Here is a 19,613-nt window from a genome sequence, read left to right as displayed (position 1 = left end):
CGGCTGAAATATATAGAAACTCTTTTTAAGTTTTATGATAATTTATTTTGATAAAATACGCTGAAATTTCAAAAAAAGAGATAACTCAATGAATGAATCAGTTTTTAAAAAAATCAAAGCACTTCCACCATTAGATGACACAGTTATACAAATTCAACGCTTACATGCGGATGAAAACAGCTCAATAAGTGATCTTACAAAAGTGGTCGAAAAGGATCCGATGCTAACAGCAAATATCTTGCGTTCAGCAAACTCTCCACTTTATGGGTTTTCTCAAGAGATCACAACCATAGCAAGAGCTATTTCTCTTTTTGGTATGGCTACCATTCGTGGTTTTGCACTTTCAAGTACGATTAAAAAGAGTTTTTCTATAAATTTAGAGCCTTATGGCATTACTACACAAGATTTTTTAAATATCTCGATAATACAAAATGCACTGATGTACAATTGGCATTCTAAAGTTAATCCTAAAAGCTTAGAAATTCTCTCTCCAGCTTCATTTATGCTTGAGATTGGCAAAATAGTTCTTGCTCATGAATTAGCTGAAAATAAACAAGACGTCGAATTTAGGGAAAAACTTAAAAATATATCTAGCCCAATCGATCTTGCCCTATTTGAAACAGAAATTTTAGATATGTCAAATGAAGAAGTTACAGCTAAAATTTTTGAACAATGGAACCTTGAGACAGAGCTTAGCAGCTCAATACTCTATTCAAATAATCCAGAAGAGGCACCAGATCATATAAAAGATTACGCAAAAGCTCTAAAAGTGATAAAAACAGCTGTAAATATCTTTAATCAACTTGATGATATAAGCATACAAAATACTCTACCCCTTCTTGACGAATACGGCTTTGGACATGATACGTTTTTAATGGCTGTTGCTAAAGTCAAAGATAATTTGTGAAAGAATTTCTAACCTCACTACTAGTTGGCATCAAGGAAAAAGAAGTTTCAAACGAAGATAAAGAGATTTTACGAAATCTCTTAAATCTTGGTGCCGTAAGCTCTCATAAAGATAAATTTTACCTAAACAATGGCTACGTCTGTGGCAAGCTAGACATCAGCCAAAACGCAACTGGCTTTATGATGCCGTTTGATAAACGCTTCAAGCAAGACATCATCGTTGAAAATAAAAATTTAAACAACTCTCACCTTGGCGATATCGTGTTAGCAAAGCTTTTGCCACTTAAGAAAAAACGCCAAAGCGCTAAAATAGTAATGAGCCTAAAGCTTGCCAATGAGACAAGTGTGGTCTATACAAAACGCTTTGGAGCGGCCATTTTAGGAGTAAATTTAAAAACTGGACTGAGCACGACCTTAAAAGCGACGCAAAAAAGCCTAAAGACGCTTCCTCTTGGGACGCTACTTAAGGTAAACAACCTAAATAACGAAATAGTCGAGGTTTTAGGAAATTTAGACGATCCGCTAAGTGATGAAAAAATTTCGCTTGCTATTTATAATAAAAACGATAAATTTAGCGAGGCTTGTGAGCTTGAGGCAAAGGCTTTTGGCGACGAAGTCGATGCTAGCATGTATCCAAACAGGGTTGATCTAAGAAATTTAGAGTTTTGTACGATCGATCCAGTCGATGCCAAAGACTTTGACGATGCCATATATTTTGATGAGAAAAAGCGCGAAATTTACGTTGCTATTGCCGATGTGAGCGAGTACGTGACTGCATATAGTGCCATTGATAGCGAGGCTAAAAAAAGAGGCTTTTCTATCTACTTTCCGCATATCTCAGTACCGATGCTGCCGCGCGCGCTTAGTGAAAATATTTGCTCGCTAAAGCCAAATGTACCGCGCCTTGCATTTTGTTTTAAAATTTCACTTGATGCGAATAATGAGGTAAAAAAAGAGGAGCTTTTTGAGACGATCATCCTTTCAAAAAGGCGCTTTAACTACGACGAGATCGATGAAATTTTAGAGGGCAAGAGAGAGTGTGAAATTTCATGGATCAAGCCGCTTTTTAAACTCACCACAAAGCTTCGCAAAAAAAGGCTTTTGCATGCATTTGACTTTAGGACAAAAGAGCTGAGAATGAGTCTTGATGAAGAGGGTCAAATTTTACAAACTAGATTTGAAAGCGACTCTGACTCACATAGACTTGTCGAGGACTGCATGCTTTTAGCGAACAAAGCTGCTGCAAAGCTCATCACAAAAGGCGTTTTTAGAAACCACGCATCGCCTGATTTTAAAAAGATAGATACATTACTTGAAGATTTGCAACTTTTGGGGCTTGACTTTACTTATGAAAACGATCTTGCAAATTTAATAAGAAAAATACAGCTAAAAGCCGATGAACTTGGTAACCGCGAGGAGATAGATAAACTCATCATCAAGTCTCAAAAAAAAGCTGAGTACTCGAGTGAAAATTTGGGTCACTTTGGGCTTGGATTTGATAGATACACGCACTTTACAAGCCCTATTAGACGCTACTCTGACCTTATTTTACATAGGCTCTTAAAGGCTAAAATTTCAAAAGATGACAAGCTTTACAACTTCTTGCTTTTAAACATCCAAAGCACCTGCGCAAATTTAAGCGAGCTTGAAAGAGAAGCTGACAAGGTAGCCTACGACTTTATGGATAGGAAATTTGCACGCTGGGCAGCCGCAAATATCGGCAAAGAGGTGCGCTGCTATGTGAGCGAAAACCAAAATGTCTTGGTTGCTAAGCTTGATGATTATTTTGTTGGAGCTAGAATTTTTATAACTGGATACAGCGCAAATTTACTTCAGAAGCTCATTGTAAAGATCACAGAGGCCGACATCGCGAGTGCTAAAATTTTTGCAAAAGTGGTAAGAAAGATCGATGTATAGAAAGGATTTGGAGCTAAATTTAGCAAATGCAAATTTAAGCAACTACTTCTTACTTTTTGGGGCTGACGAGTTTCAGATTGAGCTCTTTGGCAAAGAAATTTTGAGCTTTTACTCAATCGAAGACACAAATTTATTAAGCCTTTATTTTGACGAGTACAACTACGCGCAAGCAAGCTCTCACCTAAGCGAGCAGTCACTTTTTGGCGGTAAAAATATCCTCTATGTAAAAAGCGACAAAAAGATTCCAGCAAAAGAGCTAAAAGAACTCATCTTGCTTTGCTCAAAGAGCCAGGATAACTACTTTTTGTTTGAGCTTTATGAGTCCGATATGAAGCTAGTTTTTGATACGCAAAAGGCTTTTGGGACAAATTTTGCTAGATTTTTCAAGCCCGCAACTCCAGATGAAGCGATAAATTTGCTAGCTAAAAGCGCAGCTAAAATTGGTCTAAACATAACCAAAAACGCACTTTATGAGCTTTATTTTACACATAATGAAAATTTATACCTTGCGGCAAGCGAGCTAACAAAGCTAAAGAGCCTAAACACACACATCGAACAAGATGATGTAAAAAGGCTAGTTTTTGGACTTGGCGGGATAAATTTTGATGATTTTTTTAATAAATTTATGGCTCTAAAAGATATAAAAAACGACTTTTTTACCTATCTAGAAGATCCAAATTTTAATGAAATTTTACTTCTAAACTCGCTTTACAAAGCATTTTTTAGGCTATTTAAAATTTACTCTTACATTAAGATAAATGGTCGATTAAATCTAGATGAGGCAATCGGTTATCAACCGCCTGTAAATGTCGCAAATTTATTAAAAACAAATAGCTTAAAACTAAATTTAAATGCCTATTTTGAGATATTTAAAACGCTAAATTTAGCCGAGCTAGAGCTAAAAACAAACACAAAAATGGATAAAGAAATTTTTGCATTATCAACTATTTTAAATTTGCAACATCTCATATCAACAGCAAATATTAAGTAACTTTAAGCTAAAATCCACCCTTGCTTAAAGCAAAATCCTTGCTCACAAAGTGAGCTAAATATCCACAAGGAGAAGAAATGAAACATTACGAGCTTTTATTTATTCTTAAGCCGACACTAACGGAAGAGGAAGTTAAAGCTAAAGTTGACTTCGTAAAAGAAGTTATAACAAAAAACGGCGGCGAGATCGCTACTGTTGTTGAGATGGGCACTAGAAAGCTAGCTTACACCATCAAAAAATACGAGCGTGGAACATATTTTGTTATCTATTACAAAGCTCCACCAGCGCTTCTTGCAGAACTTACAAGAAATGTAAGGATCACTGAAGATATCATAAGATTTTTAAGCGTTAAATATGAAAATAAACGCGAAATCGCAGCTTGGGAAAGACTTTGCAAAGGTATCAAACAAACTATAAAAAAAGAGCCTCGTGAGCCAAGAGCACCGCGTGAGCCAAGAGTTGAAAAAGTAGACGAGCAAACTTTTACAGAAGAATAATCAAGGATAAAAAATGTTCAATAAAGTAGTACTGGTTGGGAATTTAACAAGAGATATCGAGCTAAGATACACTACTAGTGGATCTGCTATAGGAAATTCCGGTATTGCTGTTACTAGAAAATTTAATACTAACGGCGAAAAACGTGAAGAGACATGCTTTATTGACATATCGTTCTTTGGCAAATCAGCTGAGATAGCAAATCAATATTTAAGCAAAGGCTCTAAACTTCTGGTTGAAGGAAGATTAAAATTTGATCAATGGACCGACAACAATGGACAAAACCGTTCAAAGCACTCAATCGTAGTTGAAAATATGGAGATGCTTGGCGGAAATAGCGGAGCTAATGGACAAAGTCAAGGTGGATTTAATCAAAATAGTTCGTACTCACAACAACGAAATAATGGTTCAACTAATAGCTATGGCAATGGTGGATATCAAAATTCAGCACCACAAAGACAGCAAATGCAACCACAAAATAAAAAAGTACAAGAAGAGTACTATGAGGAAAAGATCCCTGATATAAACATTGACGCCGATAATTTTGATGGCGACAACGAAATACCGTTTTAATTTAAAGGATAGAAAATGGCAGAAAAAAGAAAATATTCACGTAAATATTGCAAATTTACAGAAGCAAAAATTGATTTTATAGATTATAAAGATACTTCTCTTTTAAAGTATTGTTTATCAGAGAGATTTAAAATAATGCCAAGGCGTTTAACTGGCACATCAAAAAGACATCAAGAAATGGTAGAAAAAGCGATCAAAAGAGCTCGTCATGCAGCTATTATACCTTACATAGTAGATCGCAAAGATGTAGTTTCAAATCCTTTTGATGGACTATAATTATTTAATTTATTAAACCCCTATTAATGGGGTTTAATCCTAATCTTAAATATCCTAGATTTATGTTCTTATAGTTTTTTATTTATTGAATACAATTTAAAATATTTTTCAAGCACTATCTATAATTTTGGTTTAACTTACACGAGGCAATTAGAATTTATTCAAGTAGACATTTGCTGTCTTTAAATAACTCTATAGCATCAATTTATTAGTTCAAAATAATTTATTTAGGCATATATTACAATCAATATCGTTGATCCATATTATTCACAATTTTTACCACGAATCACGCATCATCTATCGTATAGCAATAGCTCACATGAGGCTAAAAGACAAGATACTTAAATTTAAATAAATTTTATTAAATAAATCCAATATTCATCTATTTGATGTCTGCATATCTTGCAAGTGGGCTTTATAATATATTTTATTTTGAAAACTTATTGATGCCAAACCAACCTAACCATGCAACCATGTTAGCTAAAAACAAATTTTAAGCATCCTTTTCTTGACATGTAATAATGTTTTTTGTATAATCTCAATTCTTTTTTAAACAAATGTCTTGCTAGCTCAGTCGGTAGAGCATCTCACTTTTAATGAGGGGGCCGTTGGTTCGAATCCAACGCAGGACACCATTTTTGGGTTTATGACCCTTTCGTCTAGTGGCTCAGGACTCTACTTTCTCTGTGTAGAAACAGAGGTTCAAATCCTCTAAGGGTCGCCAGATATTTTTTAAATTTTAGGTCGCTTAGCTCAGTTGGTAGAGCGCCACCCTTACAAGGTGGATGTCATAAGTTCGAGTCTTATAGCGACCACCATTTTAGGTGCAGCGGTAGTTCAGTTGGTTAGAATGCCGCCCTGTCACGGCGGAGGTCGCGGGTTCGAGCCCCGTCCGCTGCGCCATCATTTATTCTTTGGCTTTCATTTTCACTGTTACTATAATTCTTAAAGCAAGTTTCTTTTATTGAAAATTTATATTTTTAAAATTTATGTATAAAATAAATTGAAAAATAAAATCTAATTTATCGCTACCAAATCATATATATTTAAAAATAAATCTTTTCTAAAATTTCTAAATAATTGATACAAGACAAATCAAAATTAATATTTTTATCTCTAAGTTATCAAAAAATCAATATAATCGTAAAAATTTAATAAGGGAAATTTATGGCATTTGAAAATGTATTAAAAGCGATTGAAGATATAAAAAATGGCAAAATGGTAATTATGGTCGATGACGAGGACCGTGAGAATGAAGGGGACTTGGTCTTTTCAGCGGCAAGCAGCGATATGCAAAAGGTAAATTTTGCGATCACTCATGCAAAAGGTGTGCTTTGCCTTGCGATGGATGAAGCAAACGCAAAAAGACTTGATTTGCCACTAATGGTTTCTAAAAATACATCCAGTCACGAAACTGCATTTACTGTCACAATTGACGCAAAGGAAGCAACGACAGGCGTAAGTGCTTATGAGCGAGATATGACGATTAGACTTGCTGCTAGTACTGATTCAGTGCCTGAAAATTTTGTAAGGCCTGGGCATATATTTCCGCTTATTGCAAAAAAAGGCGGCGTCCTCGTTCGTACAGGTCACACTGAAGGATCAGTTGATCTTTGCAAACTTGCTGGCGTTAGTCCAATGGCAGCGATTTGCGAGATCGTAAAAGAAGATGGCACAATGGCAAGACGTGATTATTTGGAGGAATTCTGTAAAAAATTTAACCTAAATATGATAAGCGTTTCTGAATTAGTAGAATACAGACTTAGCCACGAAAGCTTAATAGAAGTTTCGCCTGCAAAGAGTGTAAAAATCTGTGGTTTTGAAGCAAAAAGATATGACATAAAAGATCACGAAAATAAAAATCACGCTGCCTATGTTTTTGGAGAGATAAAAGCACAAACTAATGTAAAATTTCAAAAAATAAGCAAAGACCATGAGCTTTTAAGCGGAGATAAATTTGATAATTTGTTAAAGTCGTTGGATTTTTTAAGTAAAAATGGTGGAGTGTTACTATTTTTAGACGGCAATAAAAGCAATGCAAGCTCGCAAAAAGATTATGGCATTGGGGCACAAATTTTAAAGTATTTTGGCATAAGTGAAATTGAGCTTTTAAGCTCAAATAAAAATAAAGAATTTGTAAGCTTAGCAGGTTTTGGTCTTGATATAAAAGGCTATAAAGAAATTTAAATAGATAGCCTTTTGACGCTTTTTATTTAACGCGGATATTAATCATCCTAATAGCAAAATTCTTCACTTGGAAAAATTTTGCCTTTTACATCATTTGCGTAGGATTGCACACTCTTTCTTACAATATCCGCTCCATCAAGATAGCGTTTTACAAATTTTGGTTTAAAGTCTTCAAAAAAACCAAGCATATCAGACCACACAAGCACTTGTCCATCGACATTTACTCCAGACCCAATGCCAATAACTGGCACATGAACTTGCTTTGTTATCTCACTAGCCACGCCACTCATCGTACCCTCAAGCAAGATACCAAACGCTCCAGCTTGCTCAAACGCCAAAGCCTCTTCAATTAATTCTTTTGCCTCGATCTCGCTTCTGCCTTTTATCTTATAGCCACCCTCAAATTTATAAAACTGAGGCTTTAAGCCGATATGAGCCATAACATTTATGCCCTCTTCGCAAAGGCGTTTTACTAAATTTACTTGATGCATACCAACTTCGAGCTTTACTGCATCAGCATTTGTCTGTTTGAAAAATTTCATCGCATTTTTTATCGCTTGCTTTTCATTTGTGTAGCTACCAAATGGCATATCAGCCATGATAAAAGTATTTTTAGCTCCGTTACAAACGGCCTTTGTATGATAAAGCATGGTATTCATGTCCGCGCTTATCGTGCTTTCTTGCATATTAAAACTCATATTTAAGCTATCGCCAACCAAAATAATATCAGCATAATCATCAAAAAGCTTAGCAAATAACGCATCATAGGCTGTTATCATTACAATAGGCTCAATGTCTTTTTTATTTTTTATATCATTTATGCTTAGTTTTTTCTTCTGAGTTTTTTCATTTTTCATTGCAAGCTCCAAGGATTTTTAGCTAAAAGGCTAACAATTTTATCAAATTTTTGCTACAATTACGCCAATTTCTTAAGGACATAAAAATGGGTATATTAAAAAGGCTTGAAATAGATTACTCTTATGATATAGTTGAAGAATTTTTATCTCACTATGCTTTAATGTGCGATTTACTCGAGCCTTTGATAATAAATTTAGGAAGAGCTGATAAATATAAAGATAGCATCCTAGAGCTTACTAGGATTTTTCATAATATTAAATCAGCAGCAGGATTCATGCATCTTGATCCGATATTAAAGCTTACAACTTTAGCTGAAGAGATAACTCAAGAGGCAAGAAGTCTAAAAGGGCCAGCAAATGATAAATTTATAGATTGGTTACTACTTATTAGCGATCAGTTTAATAAATATAAAGATGACGTCGAGAACGATTTTGAATATTTTAGCGTTCTTGAGCCAAAAATCATTGATGTGCCTGCAAAACTTAACTAAATAATTCACTAACCATTTTATTTTTTGGGAGCGACTTGGCTTCGACAGGAGCAGAGTGTGTACGGTGGCACGTCGCTTTGAGCAAAGCGTAAAAAGCTTAAATTAAATTTAAACGCAAACAACGTTAATTTCGCTCCTGCTTACGCTAAAGCTGCGTAAGTTCAGTTGAGCCTTGCTTAGTCTAATTCTAGCTAGGACAAAAGCAAGTAATTTAGCTAGAGTAGGCTCGCAAAGTGACTGCTTGCTAGCTGAAATTTTAGTCTTAGTCTAAATTTTGGTTTTGGAAAGTGAGCCTTTTTAGATGAAATTTTCACTTTTGCTAAGCGTGTAGAGGCTGTATGCATTTTGTTTTTGGACAGGGGTTCGATCCCCCTCGCTTCCACCATTTTATACTTTTTAATTCATTTCAATCTTTTTAAAAACCTTTCAAGAAATACGATAAGAACAACTTTTGATATATATTATTTATTTAAATTGTTTTCAATATTTTTAAATCTTTTTAATTGCCTTTAAGGACTTTTTACGGATAATTTAAAGGATAAAATATTGTCCGCTAAAAAATATCCGTAAAAAATCGTTACTTGATTTTTAGGGGCTTGTGGACACTAAAAGGACAAAAATGCCAAAAATTAACCCTCCCTTGACGGACACAGCTATAAGAGCCTTAAAACCCAAAGATAAGGTTTATAAAAAATCTGACGGACAAAATTTATTTATTTTCATCGAGCCAAGCGGTCGTAAATTTTTTGCACTTGAATACAAAAGTCCTCTTACATTAAAAACACGCCGAATGGCCCTGGGGAATTATCCTGATCTTAGTCTCTCAGCCGCCAGAGAAAAACGCAGAGAGTTCGCCGCTCAGATACTAGATGGCATTGATCCGCTAGTAAGTAAAAAGAGTAGTAAAACGACACTAAACGACATCGCTGCAAAATGGCTAGATATAAAATCCGCGAACATAACTCCGAACTACTTAAAAAAACAAAATTTGATTTTTAACAAGCACGTTGCACCATATTTAGGCGATCGGCCATTGGATAATATAAAAGCAGTAGAAATAATAGACATCTTAAAGATCATAGAGAAAGCTGGAAATTTAGAAACCATCAAGCGTGTATTTATCTTGCTAAATCAAATTTTTAGATATGCCGTCACCTATGAGATAATCGCTCATAACGTCGTAGCCGATATAAATTTCAAATACGCCTTTAAAACCGCCAAGCCTAAAAATTTCCCTACTATCACAGATGAAAACGAGATACGCACGTTACTTGCGTCAGTAGATGGATATAATGGCGACATAAAAACAAAAGTCGCATTAAATCTTGCGATCTATACGGCAATGCGCCCATTTAATGTCAGAGCTGCTAAGTGGGATGAGTTTGATCTATCCGCTAAAATTTGGACGGTAAAAGCAGATAAAATGAAAATGAAAGATGCATTTAGACTACCACTAGCCGATCAAGTCGTAAATTTATTGAAAGACTACACTAAAATTTGCGGAAGCACCGAAGGGTATCTTTTCCCTAGTACACTATCCAAAAGCCGTCCAATGAGTGAAAATACGTTAAATACAGCACTAAGACGCATGGGATATAGCAAAGATGAGATCGTTTCTCATGGCTTTCGTGCGATGTTTTCAACTATGGCCAACGAAAAAAGAAATGAACATGGTTGCCATGCTGACATCATCGAACGATGCCTTGCACACAAGGACAAGGATAAAGTAAGAGAAGCTTACAATAGAGCTCAAAATTTAGCAGATATGAAGATGTTGATGCAGTGGTGGGCAGATTATTTGGATGAGTTGGTAAAATAATATGTAATATATTAGGTATTATTTTACATCGGTATAGCAATTGTGCTCCATTTAATAGTTTGATTGCTTTATCTGAGGGCGCAAATAGAGATAGTAGCGGCAAAAAACGGTCTTAAAATTTTAAACAACACAGCCACCAGCTAATTTGTATTTCTTTATATCCGACTCTTTTATTTTATTAAGACACCCAGATACATTATTATTTTTTTCAAACGGATTTCTAAAAAAAGGCTTCTCATCTTTTAAAAATTTACTATACTTTTCTGAATACTGTTCATAAAAAGAAAGCTCTTTGTGCTTTTTTTCTAGTTGCAACATTTCTTCTATCTCTTCTATATCTTTTTTTAATTTTTCTAATCTTGACATCCTATCCTCTTTCAGCAGTTCTTATAAAAGAGTTGCCTGTGCTACTCGCAATAACTTTAGTTATAGGTGTTCTAGCAAAAGTTAAAGTCATTGTGTGATGGACACTTAAAACAGCATCTTGCAAATTTTGGTCTGCCTCTAAGTCCTCTATTTTTAGTCCTATATCTTTACAAAATTTTTTACTGTAATGCCTACTATGAACCTTCGACTCTCCATGGTCGTTTAATTTTCCTACTATATCGTTTACCTTTTCCACTTCATTGCAATTATTATACATATTGGCACTTAACCAGTCTTTAACTAATTTTTCAGATAAGCTCATAGCATCTGCGACCAATCTCAGTATGGACGGCGGATATTTTCTTAAAACTATGTCCCAGTAAGGCATATTTGCTGGGTCATCTTTTATTTCTCTTTTTGCTTCAAAAAAATCTCTTGCTATATTCTCCGCTGGTATTCCTCCAAATTGTGGATCGGTTGGTCCAAGACTTGAGTGGTTCCCCATCACTATACTTTTTGCGGAACAAGCAATCATCGTACCGGCAGACATCGCAAGATGAGGAACGATTACTCTTATATTATTCCCAAATTTTGATTTTAAATAATTCACTATAGACTCTGCTGCCGTAGGATCACCTCCGGGCGTGTGTAAAACAAGATCAAGCCCTTTACTACAATCAATTCCATTCATAACAGCCATAAAACCTTCTACATCGCTATCATTAATATCTATATTATCGGCGAAAGATTTTGTTAAAAAAGCTGAATAGTATATAATGGTATTCCTATTTGTAACTTTCGATAATCCCTCTATATACTTTTTTCTTGTTTTGTCAACTACAGACTCGCCTTGAAAATCCATCTCATCTAAAATTTCACCCCAACTAGCCATATCCATCCTCCTTTTCGTATTTTAACCATGTATGGCTAAAATTTTATATCCACCACCTATTACCTGTACAAATTTACGCATAGACGTTTTTGATTCATCTTCTAAAAAGTGGATAAGTCGCTTTTGCAACAACACTTTACTATCTTGATTTTTGCTACTCATATTCTCTCCTCCCAATTAGCGGCCTTCCATTTCAAAAATTCTAGTTTTATTTTTTTCGTAGTCGTATACTTCTATTTCTACACTACCTCCTACCTTGGATATACTTTTAACGTTTACGATCTTATATTTGCCGTCCTTGCAGTCATATATCTCTATATCTCGCCCACGCCTTACAAGATTTCCTTTTCCTATTTCCACGCATTCCCCAGTTTTTAAATCATAACCGCCCCAAGCAAAACAACTTATTGCAACCATCAAAAATAAAACAAATTTACCCATTTTAAAACCCTCTTCTTCTTACTTTAAATGGATCTTTGTACCCCTTTTTACCCGTATACGGATTTACGTTGCCCTTCGTGCTGTAGTTGTTTAGTCTTGTGCCGTCTTTTCTGGTTTTATAGTGCGGCATCACATAGGTTCCGTTTTTCTTCATGTAGCCTCGCGTTCTTTGTGCACCTTCGGCTACGCTAGCCAAAACAAACAGCGCGATCATACACGCTAAAATTTTCTTTAGCATAGTTTATTTTTTCCTTTTTATGTTACGCTACTTCATAAGCGGGGCGTGGCGCCATATGGTTAAAAAATCAATCAAGAAAACTACCTTCATAGTTTTCGGTAAATAAAATTTCAAAGCAATCAACCATTTTTTTGTTGTAATCCATTCTTGTGTGATAGAAAGTTTCATCATAATTAATACCAGTCGTTTCATCTATGCTTTTATGCTGTGCAGCATACTTGACTATATCCTCGCATACAGATTTTGCAGCCTCAAATTTCAGAATTTCATCTTTTATTAGTTCAACAAACTTTTTAGGAATTTTTAAATCATCTTTTGAAATAACATTAAAAATATTGTCAAATGCAGTGTCTATTATTTCTTTTTTCTCTATGTAGCTTAAATACGATGATTTAAACATAAAATATCTTAACTTATAATCTGTAATAATCAATATCCTAAAGAACCTTATAAAATATGTTAATTTCTTTTCCTCATTGTTAGATAGTGTTATTAAAAGATATCGCCAAAAACAACGATAATTCTCCTTCGTTATGGCTTTATTATCAATTATATCTTTAACAACGTCCAATATCTTTTCTTTAGCCGCTTCTTCCTTATCTTGAATAAGTATGTTCATGTTTATATTCAAAAGATTTACAACACCGCTATTGTCGCCATTTATAACAACTGCTTTCGTATTTTTCGAAATTTTACCCATTAATAACCTTATTCCCCGATGATTTCTTTTAAATTTTCAAGCTCATTTTTCCACTTTTTAAGTATTGCATTATTGCCGTACTCTTTGAAAAGTTCTATAAGTTCCATTAACTCTGTGCTTACTTCGGTTTGATGTCCATTGGCTATATTGCCGTGATTCGAGCCGTTTACAATTATAGAGTTAGTGTTGTTCGAAATTTTTGTATCGGACAACCTTATCCCCTGTTCCTTTAAAATTTTGAGCTCGTACTTTTTCGGTACATCGCCTCTTTGCTTCCAGTTTCTAACCGTAAAAATACTAACCCCCATTTCGTTTGCGAGCTCTTCGTCGGTTTTTACATCGAATATTCTCTTCATTTGAGCTACCTTTTCTTCGCCGCTATTCATCTTTTTAGCTCCTCCTAATCTAAAATGAGTTATATTTTGAGTTCTAAACCTTGACATCTAATTCATAATGAGTTATAATTCACTCAAAAAATGAATAAGTTTTTTTAATTTAAGACGCAAAAACAAAAAGTCTTAAATTAAAAGCTTTGATTTTTACCGTAGATTATAGCGAATTTGGACTAAAAAGGATTTATTTATGAGACGTAGCGATCCAAGTGAGGTTATCAAGCTCAAGACTATCGGCGACAGACTAGAGGCTATTAGGCTGATTTTCGGACTGGAGCAGGTTAAGATTTGTAGATTTTTAAAAACCACGAAATACATCTTTAACGAGGTGCGTTTCGGCCGCAAGCTCATCCCTTACGAGTGGGTGATAAAGCTCGCCGAAAAATATAACCTCAATCAAAACTGGATATATCAAGGACAAGGCGAAATTTTTAGTAAAAGGAGAAACGATGCGTAGAGAAAATTTAAAAAGACGCATTTTGCGCGTATTACGGAAATGCGAGCATGATTTTGCTTTTCATCATAACTGCGTAATCACGGACGATGTAAATACTCAGCCGCGAGAAGACTATAGTTGGCGCATAGATAACTGCGAAATTCTAAAAGAGCTAGACGCGCTTTTGGCGGTTATTTCGCGAATTAGGGGCAGAGATATTTACCCTCTACGTGCTTGTGGTAATAAGTCCCGACGGAAGGCGCGCTAATGAGCTCTCTAAAAACGCTTTTAGGCACGCCGCAAAATTTATATTCGGGTTTTGACCCGTGGAATTTTACGAGCATGGTTTTTGAGGCTTCGTCGTATCCGACGTATGCGATTGCGGAGGATTGAACTTTTACGATATTCATTGTTTTAGCTCCTTTGGGGTTTCGTTTCGTGATTTGATTATATCCCAAAGGAGTTAAAAGAGTGAATTTGATGAAAAAGGATTTAGGATGACTGAGCAATTTGCCTTAAGCGTTATTGCAGTAGTTGTTTGTGCTTTTGTAGGCGGTGCTATGTTTACGCTTGGCATGTTGGCTTTATTTTTTAAAAAAAGGAGCTAGCTCATGACAACGATGAGGGAGTATATACGTGTAGATCATGCTAGCATACTTGAAACATGCAAGAAAAATCTACAAAATTTAAGCTATCTTGACCGCAAGCATGACAGGCATGATCGCTTTAAAATATACGAGCACGCCCTTTTCGTTAAGCAAAACTACCTTTGCCCACATTTTGATGAAGTGGCAGATATATACTACAAAGCACTTGAATGCGCATCGAGTGAAAGCGAGATAGCAGACTACGTTTCAAAGCATACTGGTAAAAACAAAGCTGCAATTTACTTTTACTTTAGACGTTTTCGTTTTAAAAACCCTGAGTTTGCACATGAAGTCGTAAAAATTTTAAAGAAATTTATAAAAGAAAATAGTCTCTTTTCGGATGTGCATAATGGATAATAATATATTTCAAACGATAAAACAAACAATATCTAAGCATGATTTTAAAGATTTTGCACAAAGTGTTTATGGTATCGAGTTTAAAAGTGGAAATGCTTATTGCCCATTTCATGACCATGGTCATAATACACCTAGTCTTGGTATCAATTCTGATTCTAACGGTGCATTCTTTAAATGCTTTGCATGCAATGCCAGTGGGGATATAATAAAATTTGTTGAGTTAAAAGAGCATCTCTCACCACTTCAAGCAGCCAAAAAAGTTTGTGATCACTTCGGCATCCAAAATACCATCAACGCAAAAGAGATGAGCGAGGAAGAGAAAGCAGCCTACGAAGCACACCAAGCCATTTTAAAGGCTGAAAATGAAGCTCGTATGAAAAAAGAAGCTGAGCAAAGAGCAAAAAAAGAGCTTGCCCTTAAAGCCAGGCTGGCCAAGATAGCTCCACAACTTGTGGAAAATAAGCTTAAAAATTACGATCTTATCAAAGATCAAATTTCAGCACTATTCCCAACACAAATCAATAACTTTGATTCATATAGCCGTGAGCTTATAGGATATAGCTTTGAGCATAAAAGCCTAGCGATTATTATAAGAGATGCTAACGGCGCACCTATAAATATCAAATATAGAGAGAAATTTGCCTATGATACGTATAAGGGTGAGCTGACAAGCGAGAGAATGCCTGGAAAGTGGATAGGCGAAAGCGGCGCACATGCTAGCCCTTTTCCTCTAAATTTTTACGATGATTATAAAGGTAGTAATGTAGTCATTTGCGAAGGCGAGAAAGATGCATTAAATTTGATGTGTTTTAATGTTTGTGCTTTGACGCTTGGTGGTGTAACTGCTAGCTGGGAAGAATACAAAGAGCTTCTAAGAGATAAGCATGTATTTATCTGGTTTGATCACGATGAGGCCGGATATGAAAATGCGATAAAGAAATTTTATGAGATCAAAGATGTAGCTAGAAGCGTACGAATAGTGCTATTTTATATGATCGGCAAAAACTTTTCAAAAGGTTATGATATTAGCGATTATCTCTATGACCATACCTTTAAATTTCAAAACGCTAGCCCACTTGAAGTAGTGGCCTTTAGCTGTTTTGAACCGACGAACGTCGTTATTGACGAGATTTGCGAATACTTTCCGAATCTTTCTGCAAAGCTTGATAGGTATAAAACCAAAAAGATCGTTAAGCATTTTGATGAAATTTTTAGAGAAATTTTAACCCAAGATGAAGATGGAAACTATGTAAATATCTTTCCGGTCAAGGGCGAGCTAGACGAAGCTTATATACAAGCCATTTTAAAACAGGCAAAAGAGCTTAAGAGAAAATTTGGCGAAAAGTATGACCGATTTAAAAAAGCTTATTTTGAAGGATTTTTACTAGAGGATGGAGAAAAAGGAGACTTTGATAAATTTAGTGAAGTCTGGGACAAACTTTTATATATAAACAAAACAGTTTTAACAAACTATCATCAAACTCATATCACCGATATGACAGAGAGCTTTAGAAAAAGCCTTAACAAAATCGGCTATCAAACGGCCCAATACCGTGGTGAGCTATACTTTTGGACTAAAACTCACTATGCAAAACTTGACCTGCCTACGCTAAGCTACTTCATCCAAGAGCACTGGATGAACAAAGCCTGCGTAGATAAGAAAAAAGCTAGCGCAAAAAACGCAAAAGAGATCATCGATAATATCTTAAATACTGCAAAACCGCTAGATTTTGTAAGAAGAGATGATGCACGTCGCATAGTAAATTTCAAAAATGGCACACTATTTATTAGTAAAAATGGTGTGAGAACCTTTAAACCTATGCACGATCCACGTGATGCGACATTAAACATCTTAGAATTTAACTATGACAAAAGTGCAAAATGCCACAAATGGCACAACTTCTTGCGTCAAGTTTTGCCTGATGAGGACGACCGAAAAACACTTATGGAGTTTATCGGCTACTGCTTTTTACCTAGCCATGATTTTGAAAGCTTCTTATTTTTATATGGCAAAAGTGGCGCTAATGGCAAGAGCGTTATTTTAAGCGTTATTAGAGATTTTTTCGGAGCTGAAAATGTCTCATCACTTCAGCTTCAGCAGTTTGAAGGACACCAGACACATGCGCTTGTAGGCAAATTTTTAAATATCGGCTCAGAGATAGATAAAAACGGCACCGATAAAGGTCAACTCTCAGTTTTAAAAACGCTAGTTTCGGCAAAAGATGAAGTTAGCATAAACCCAAAGGGTGAAACACCATTTAGCCTTCCGCCTAGCGAAAAGCCAAAGCTTGCCTTTGCTGGTAACGAAAAACCAAAACAAAACCTAGACAACGGCTTTTTTAGACGTATGCTAGTTTTGACATTTGATACAGAGATTGAAGACGATAGGAAGATTAGAAATTTATCTGATCGCTTTGCTGATGAGATGAGTGGGATATTTTCTTTAGCTATGGAGGGACTTGATAGGCTAATAGTTCAAGGCAAATTTACAAAGTCTAAACGAATGCTTGGCGAGATCGAAGAGTATAAAGATGAAGTAAATCCTATGCGAACATTTGTCAAGGATGCCATTGTAGCTGATACAAACTGGCTCGTGCCAAACACTTATTTATATCAAGTTTATAAATCATATGTCGAGGGCAAAGGTGGCGTTGCGATGAAAGAGCAAAAATTCTTTGGAGCACTTAAAGAAGAATTGCTTTTAAAAAATATAGTAGTAACAAAAGGACAAAAGCGTCTTTCTACTATCTATACTGGTATAACGTCAAATAAGCCTTATTGCACATTTGGCATTAAACTTAGCGATGCGAATTTAGATTTTGATTCGATTAGCATAAGTGGATCTCAAGTAATGATAGAGGCTATGAATATCTATCAAGCAAACGGAGCGGCTCCAGATGTTGATTGATTACAAAAGCTATATTTATTATTTATTTAAAAATGTCTTATCTTGTCTTATCAATGTCTTATCTAAGATAAGACAGGCAAAAGCCCTTTTTATCGTGGTTTTGATAGGGGTGTCTTATTGTCTTATCACTTTTTGCACATATTGCTTTATTTTTTGTTACTTAATCTTTTTTTATATATTTTTTTTAATTTATTTTAATCTTTTTTTTATAGAGCAATATAGAAAAAAAGATAAGACAATAAGACAAGTTAGTTTTAATTCGATTTTTAGGTGCTTTAAGTGTCTTATCATATCTAAGACATTGATAAGACAGCTAAGACACAAAAAGGAAAATAGATGAAGCAGATGAACGAAACGCAGCAAAAAGCTTTTGAGATATATCTCGAAAGTGCGACGTTTGAGAGCGACTATAAGCCTATTAGCGAAGAGCAGCTAGCTTCAAAGCTTGACGCTCTAGGATTAAAAGGATCAAGCAGCTCTATAAACCGCTGGAAAAAGGATTTTAATTGGGCGCAAGCCTTGCAAAACAAGGTGACGCTAGCCATGAGCGAGGATAAGCAAACTAGAAATTTGCTTCAAAGATCAAGCTTAGAAACTGTAGTTAAAAACACCAAGGTTGATATCGAGCGAAACAATGTCTTGCTAGCTGCTAGCTATGAGATCATGGAGGGCGAAGCAAAGCGCATCGTAGCAAAACAAAGAGAGACTGGCACACTTAGCGACGAGGACTTTGAGCGAGCGAAATTTATCTCTACGCTTTCAGCAGGCAGAAGCGACAAGATGCTAGACCGCCTAGCCATCATGCCACCAGAGGCTGTTTCAGCTCAGCAGCTTTTATCTCGTTTAAATGGGGTCAAGGTTGAGTTTGAGGAGGATGTTATCGATGCAGAGGTGCAAGATGAAAAAACTAGTTCTTAGGCTTATGCTGGCTTTTACGCTAGTTATTATCTTAGCGATATTTCAAAATTTAGCAAATTTATAAAGGATAGAAGATGAACGTAGGATATTTTAAACGCAAAAGCTACAAAAACGCTGATGGCGAGGAGATTGGATATATAGGTGGGACTATCATGATCCCATTTTTAAGACCCATAGAGGTCGTGATGTTTGGCACAAGCGCAGAAGACAGGCAGAAAAATAAAGACTTTCCAGGCTTTCATCTTGCCCTTCAAAAGCCAAAAGGCTATGAAGGTGGCAGACAGATAATAGGCGCACTATGGGGCAGAAAGAGCAAAGATGGTACAAAAAGCTACTTAAGCGGCTTCATTGAGACACCAGCTGTACCAGGCTATAAAGTCTATATCGCCCTTTTTAATGCTGGCGAAAACGCCAAAGAGGGCGTGCTATATGACGTTGTTTGGAATGCTCCTAGACGCAGTGAACAGCAAGATATACCACCTAGCGAAGATACAAACACCGATTTTTATGAAGATGATCAAGATATACCATTTTAAGGAGATGATATGCAAATTTCAGTAGACGTAGAAGTCGATATAGATGATATTATAAATGACTGCGGTGCACAAGAAGTATTAAAAAGAATAGATATAGACGATATTATAAATTTTATTAACGACCAGAATGCAGAAGATCTAGCAGATAACCTTATTGATGCAATAGATAACTTTAGCGAAGATTCTCTTAAAATGATAGCTTACAAAATTAGTGACGATGCAGCAAGAACTCTTCTAGAAGCCATCAATATTTATCATAGGGATTTTTAG

At 35.6% G+C, this 19,613-nt stretch carries 24 protein-coding genes, 4 tRNA genes and 1 other RNA gene; 20 read left to right on the top strand and 9 right to left on the bottom strand.

Annotation, left to right across the window (positions count from 1 at the left end; genetic code table 11):
* Positions 1–88: 88 nt before the first annotated feature.
* From CVT13_RS08575 to CVT13_RS08525, 11 genes are all read left to right on the top strand, one after another.
* Positions 89–907 carry an HDOD domain-containing protein gene (locus CVT13_RS08575; RefSeq protein ID WP_021091523.1) on the top strand — a complete coding sequence of 273 codons (819 nt, stop codon included), beginning with the start codon at positions 89–91 and terminating at the stop codon, positions 905–907.
* Entirely contained in the window at positions 904–2,823 is a 1,920-nt protein-coding gene (locus CVT13_RS08570) for an RNB domain-containing ribonuclease (RefSeq protein WP_107812277.1), read from the top strand. The genes CVT13_RS08575 and CVT13_RS08570 overlap by 4 nt, the downstream gene beginning before the upstream one ends.
* Positions 2,816–3,814 (top strand): DNA polymerase III subunit delta, encoded by a 999-nt coding sequence (holA, locus tag CVT13_RS08565; RefSeq protein WP_107812276.1) that lies wholly within the window; start codon positions 2,816–2,818, stop codon positions 3,812–3,814. The genes CVT13_RS08570 and holA overlap by 8 nt, the downstream gene beginning before the upstream one ends.
* Before the next feature lie 77 nt (positions 3,815–3,891).
* Positions 3,892–4,311: a 30S ribosomal protein S6 gene (rpsF, locus tag CVT13_RS08560; RefSeq protein ID WP_021091458.1), complete on the top strand. Its 420-nt coding sequence runs from the start codon at positions 3,892–3,894 to the stop codon at positions 4,309–4,311.
* A gap of 13 nt (positions 4,312–4,324) precedes the next feature.
* Positions 4,325–4,882 carry a single-stranded DNA-binding protein gene (locus tag CVT13_RS08555; RefSeq protein ID WP_021091531.1) on the top strand — a complete coding sequence of 186 codons (558 nt, stop codon included), beginning with the start codon at positions 4,325–4,327 and terminating at the stop codon, positions 4,880–4,882.
* A gap of 15 nt (positions 4,883–4,897) precedes the next feature.
* On the top strand, positions 4,898–5,158 hold the full coding sequence (gene rpsR / locus CVT13_RS08550; RefSeq protein WP_021091467.1) for a 30S ribosomal protein S18: 261 nt from the start codon (positions 4,898–4,900) through the stop codon (positions 5,156–5,158).
* Positions 5,159–5,717: 559 nt separating this feature from the next.
* A tRNA-Lys gene (locus tag CVT13_RS08545) sits at positions 5,718–5,793 on the top strand.
* Between the two features lie 13 nt (positions 5,794–5,806).
* Positions 5,807–5,882: transfer RNA gene (locus tag CVT13_RS08540), tRNA-Glu, on the top strand.
* Positions 5,883–5,900: 18 nt separating this feature from the next.
* A tRNA-Val gene (locus CVT13_RS08535) sits at positions 5,901–5,976 on the top strand.
* A gap of 8 nt (positions 5,977–5,984) precedes the next feature.
* A tRNA-Asp gene (locus tag CVT13_RS08530) sits at positions 5,985–6,061 on the top strand.
* Between the two features lie 264 nt (positions 6,062–6,325).
* A complete protein-coding gene (locus CVT13_RS08525) occupies positions 6,326–7,345 on the top strand; it encodes a bifunctional 3,4-dihydroxy-2-butanone 4-phosphate synthase/GTP cyclohydrolase II (protein WP_107812275.1) in 1,020 nt (339 codons plus the stop codon).
* Between the two features lie 47 nt (positions 7,346–7,392).
* Here CVT13_RS08525 and panB read toward each other — a convergent pair whose 3' ends face one another.
* Positions 7,393–8,202 (bottom strand): 3-methyl-2-oxobutanoate hydroxymethyltransferase, encoded by an 810-nt coding sequence (gene panB, locus CVT13_RS08520; RefSeq protein ID WP_107812274.1) that lies wholly within the window; start codon positions 8,200–8,202, stop codon positions 7,393–7,395.
* A gap of 86 nt (positions 8,203–8,288) precedes the next feature.
* Here panB and CVT13_RS08515 point away from each other — a divergent pair, with 86 nt between their 5' ends.
* The 3 genes from CVT13_RS08515 (at position 8,289) to CVT13_RS08505 (ending at position 10,512) form a co-directional block, all read left to right on the top strand.
* Positions 8,289–8,693, top strand: a complete 405-nt coding sequence (locus tag CVT13_RS08515; RefSeq protein WP_035167557.1) for a histidine phosphotransferase — start codon at positions 8,289–8,291, stop codon at positions 8,691–8,693.
* A gap of 26 nt (positions 8,694–8,719) precedes the next feature.
* Positions 8,720–9,078: a transfer-messenger RNA gene (ssrA, locus tag CVT13_RS08510) on the top strand.
* A 234-nt stretch (positions 9,079–9,312) separates the two neighbouring features.
* Positions 9,313–10,512 carry a tyrosine-type recombinase/integrase gene (locus CVT13_RS08505; RefSeq protein WP_107812273.1) on the top strand — a complete coding sequence of 400 codons (1,200 nt, stop codon included), beginning with the start codon at positions 9,313–9,315 and terminating at the stop codon, positions 10,510–10,512.
* Between the two features lie 120 nt (positions 10,513–10,632).
* Here CVT13_RS08505 and CVT13_RS08500 read toward each other — a convergent pair whose 3' ends face one another.
* From CVT13_RS08500 to CVT13_RS08475, 7 genes are all read right to left on the bottom strand, one after another.
* On the bottom strand, positions 10,633–10,878 hold the full coding sequence (locus tag CVT13_RS08500; RefSeq protein ID WP_107812272.1) for a hypothetical protein: 246 nt from the start codon (positions 10,876–10,878) through the stop codon (positions 10,633–10,635).
* 1 nt (position 10,879) lies between these two features.
* Positions 10,880–11,770: an SDH family Clp fold serine proteinase gene (locus CVT13_RS08495; protein WP_159071118.1), complete on the bottom strand. Its 891-nt coding sequence runs from the start codon at positions 11,768–11,770 to the stop codon at positions 10,880–10,882.
* Positions 11,771–11,791: 21 nt separating this feature from the next.
* Entirely contained in the window at positions 11,792–11,932 is a 141-nt protein-coding gene (locus CVT13_RS10220; RefSeq protein WP_159071117.1) for a hypothetical protein, read from the bottom strand.
* A gap of 15 nt (positions 11,933–11,947) precedes the next feature.
* Positions 11,948–12,211 (bottom strand): DUF5334 family protein, encoded by a 264-nt coding sequence (locus tag CVT13_RS08490; RefSeq protein ID WP_107812270.1) that lies wholly within the window; start codon positions 12,209–12,211, stop codon positions 11,948–11,950.
* Position 12,212: 1 nt separating this feature from the next.
* On the bottom strand, positions 12,213–12,449 hold the full coding sequence (locus CVT13_RS08485; RefSeq protein ID WP_107812269.1) for a hypothetical protein: 237 nt from the start codon (positions 12,447–12,449) through the stop codon (positions 12,213–12,215).
* 67 nt (positions 12,450–12,516) lie between these two features.
* Positions 12,517–13,149, bottom strand: a complete 633-nt coding sequence (locus CVT13_RS08480; protein WP_107812268.1) for a hypothetical protein — start codon at positions 13,147–13,149, stop codon at positions 12,517–12,519.
* A gap of 8 nt (positions 13,150–13,157) precedes the next feature.
* A complete protein-coding gene (locus tag CVT13_RS08475; RefSeq protein WP_159071116.1) occupies positions 13,158–13,535 on the bottom strand; it encodes a helix-turn-helix domain-containing protein in 378 nt (125 codons plus the stop codon).
* Positions 13,536–13,731: 196 nt separating this feature from the next.
* Between CVT13_RS08475 and CVT13_RS08470 the strand changes: the two genes are divergently transcribed.
* The gene (locus CVT13_RS08470; RefSeq protein ID WP_107812266.1) at positions 13,732–13,998 is read left to right on the top strand and encodes a helix-turn-helix domain-containing protein; all 267 of its coding nucleotides are present in this window, start codon (positions 13,732–13,734) and stop codon (positions 13,996–13,998) included.
* A gap of 182 nt (positions 13,999–14,180) precedes the next feature.
* Here the strand turns inward: CVT13_RS08470 and CVT13_RS10685 are convergent, their stop codons facing one another.
* Positions 14,181–14,321, bottom strand: a complete 141-nt coding sequence (locus tag CVT13_RS10685; RefSeq protein WP_413784301.1) for a KTSC domain-containing protein — start codon at positions 14,319–14,321, stop codon at positions 14,181–14,183.
* 267 nt (positions 14,322–14,588) lie between these two features.
* Here CVT13_RS10685 and CVT13_RS08460 point away from each other — a divergent pair, with 267 nt between their 5' ends.
* The 5 genes from CVT13_RS08460 (at position 14,589) to CVT13_RS08435 (ending at position 19,613) form a co-directional block, all read left to right on the top strand.
* Positions 14,589–14,981, top strand: coding sequence for a hypothetical protein (locus CVT13_RS08460; protein ID WP_107812264.1), 393 nt, complete (start codon positions 14,589–14,591; stop codon positions 14,979–14,981).
* On the top strand, positions 14,974–17,889 hold the full coding sequence (locus CVT13_RS08455; RefSeq protein ID WP_159071115.1) for a phage/plasmid primase, P4 family: 2,916 nt from the start codon (positions 14,974–14,976) through the stop codon (positions 17,887–17,889). Before CVT13_RS08460 ends, CVT13_RS08455 begins: the two co-directional genes overlap by 8 nt.
* Before the next feature lie 336 nt (positions 17,890–18,225).
* Positions 18,226–18,807: a hypothetical protein gene (locus CVT13_RS08445; RefSeq protein WP_107812261.1), complete on the top strand. Its 582-nt coding sequence runs from the start codon at positions 18,226–18,228 to the stop codon at positions 18,805–18,807.
* 74 nt (positions 18,808–18,881) lie between these two features.
* Entirely contained in the window at positions 18,882–19,343 is a 462-nt protein-coding gene (locus CVT13_RS08440) for a DUF736 family protein (RefSeq protein ID WP_107812260.1), read from the top strand.
* A 9-nt stretch (positions 19,344–19,352) separates the two neighbouring features.
* Complete coding sequence (locus tag CVT13_RS08435; RefSeq protein ID WP_107812259.1) at positions 19,353–19,613, top strand: hypothetical protein; 261 nt, start codon at positions 19,353–19,355, stop codon at positions 19,611–19,613.

Source organism: Campylobacter concisus (assembly GCF_003049085.1).
Lineage (GTDB): Bacteria > Campylobacterota > Campylobacteria > Campylobacterales > Campylobacteraceae > Campylobacter_A > Campylobacter_A concisus_H.
Note: the sequence above shows the minus strand (reverse complement) of the source record. Positions and strands in the feature narration are given on the sequence as shown.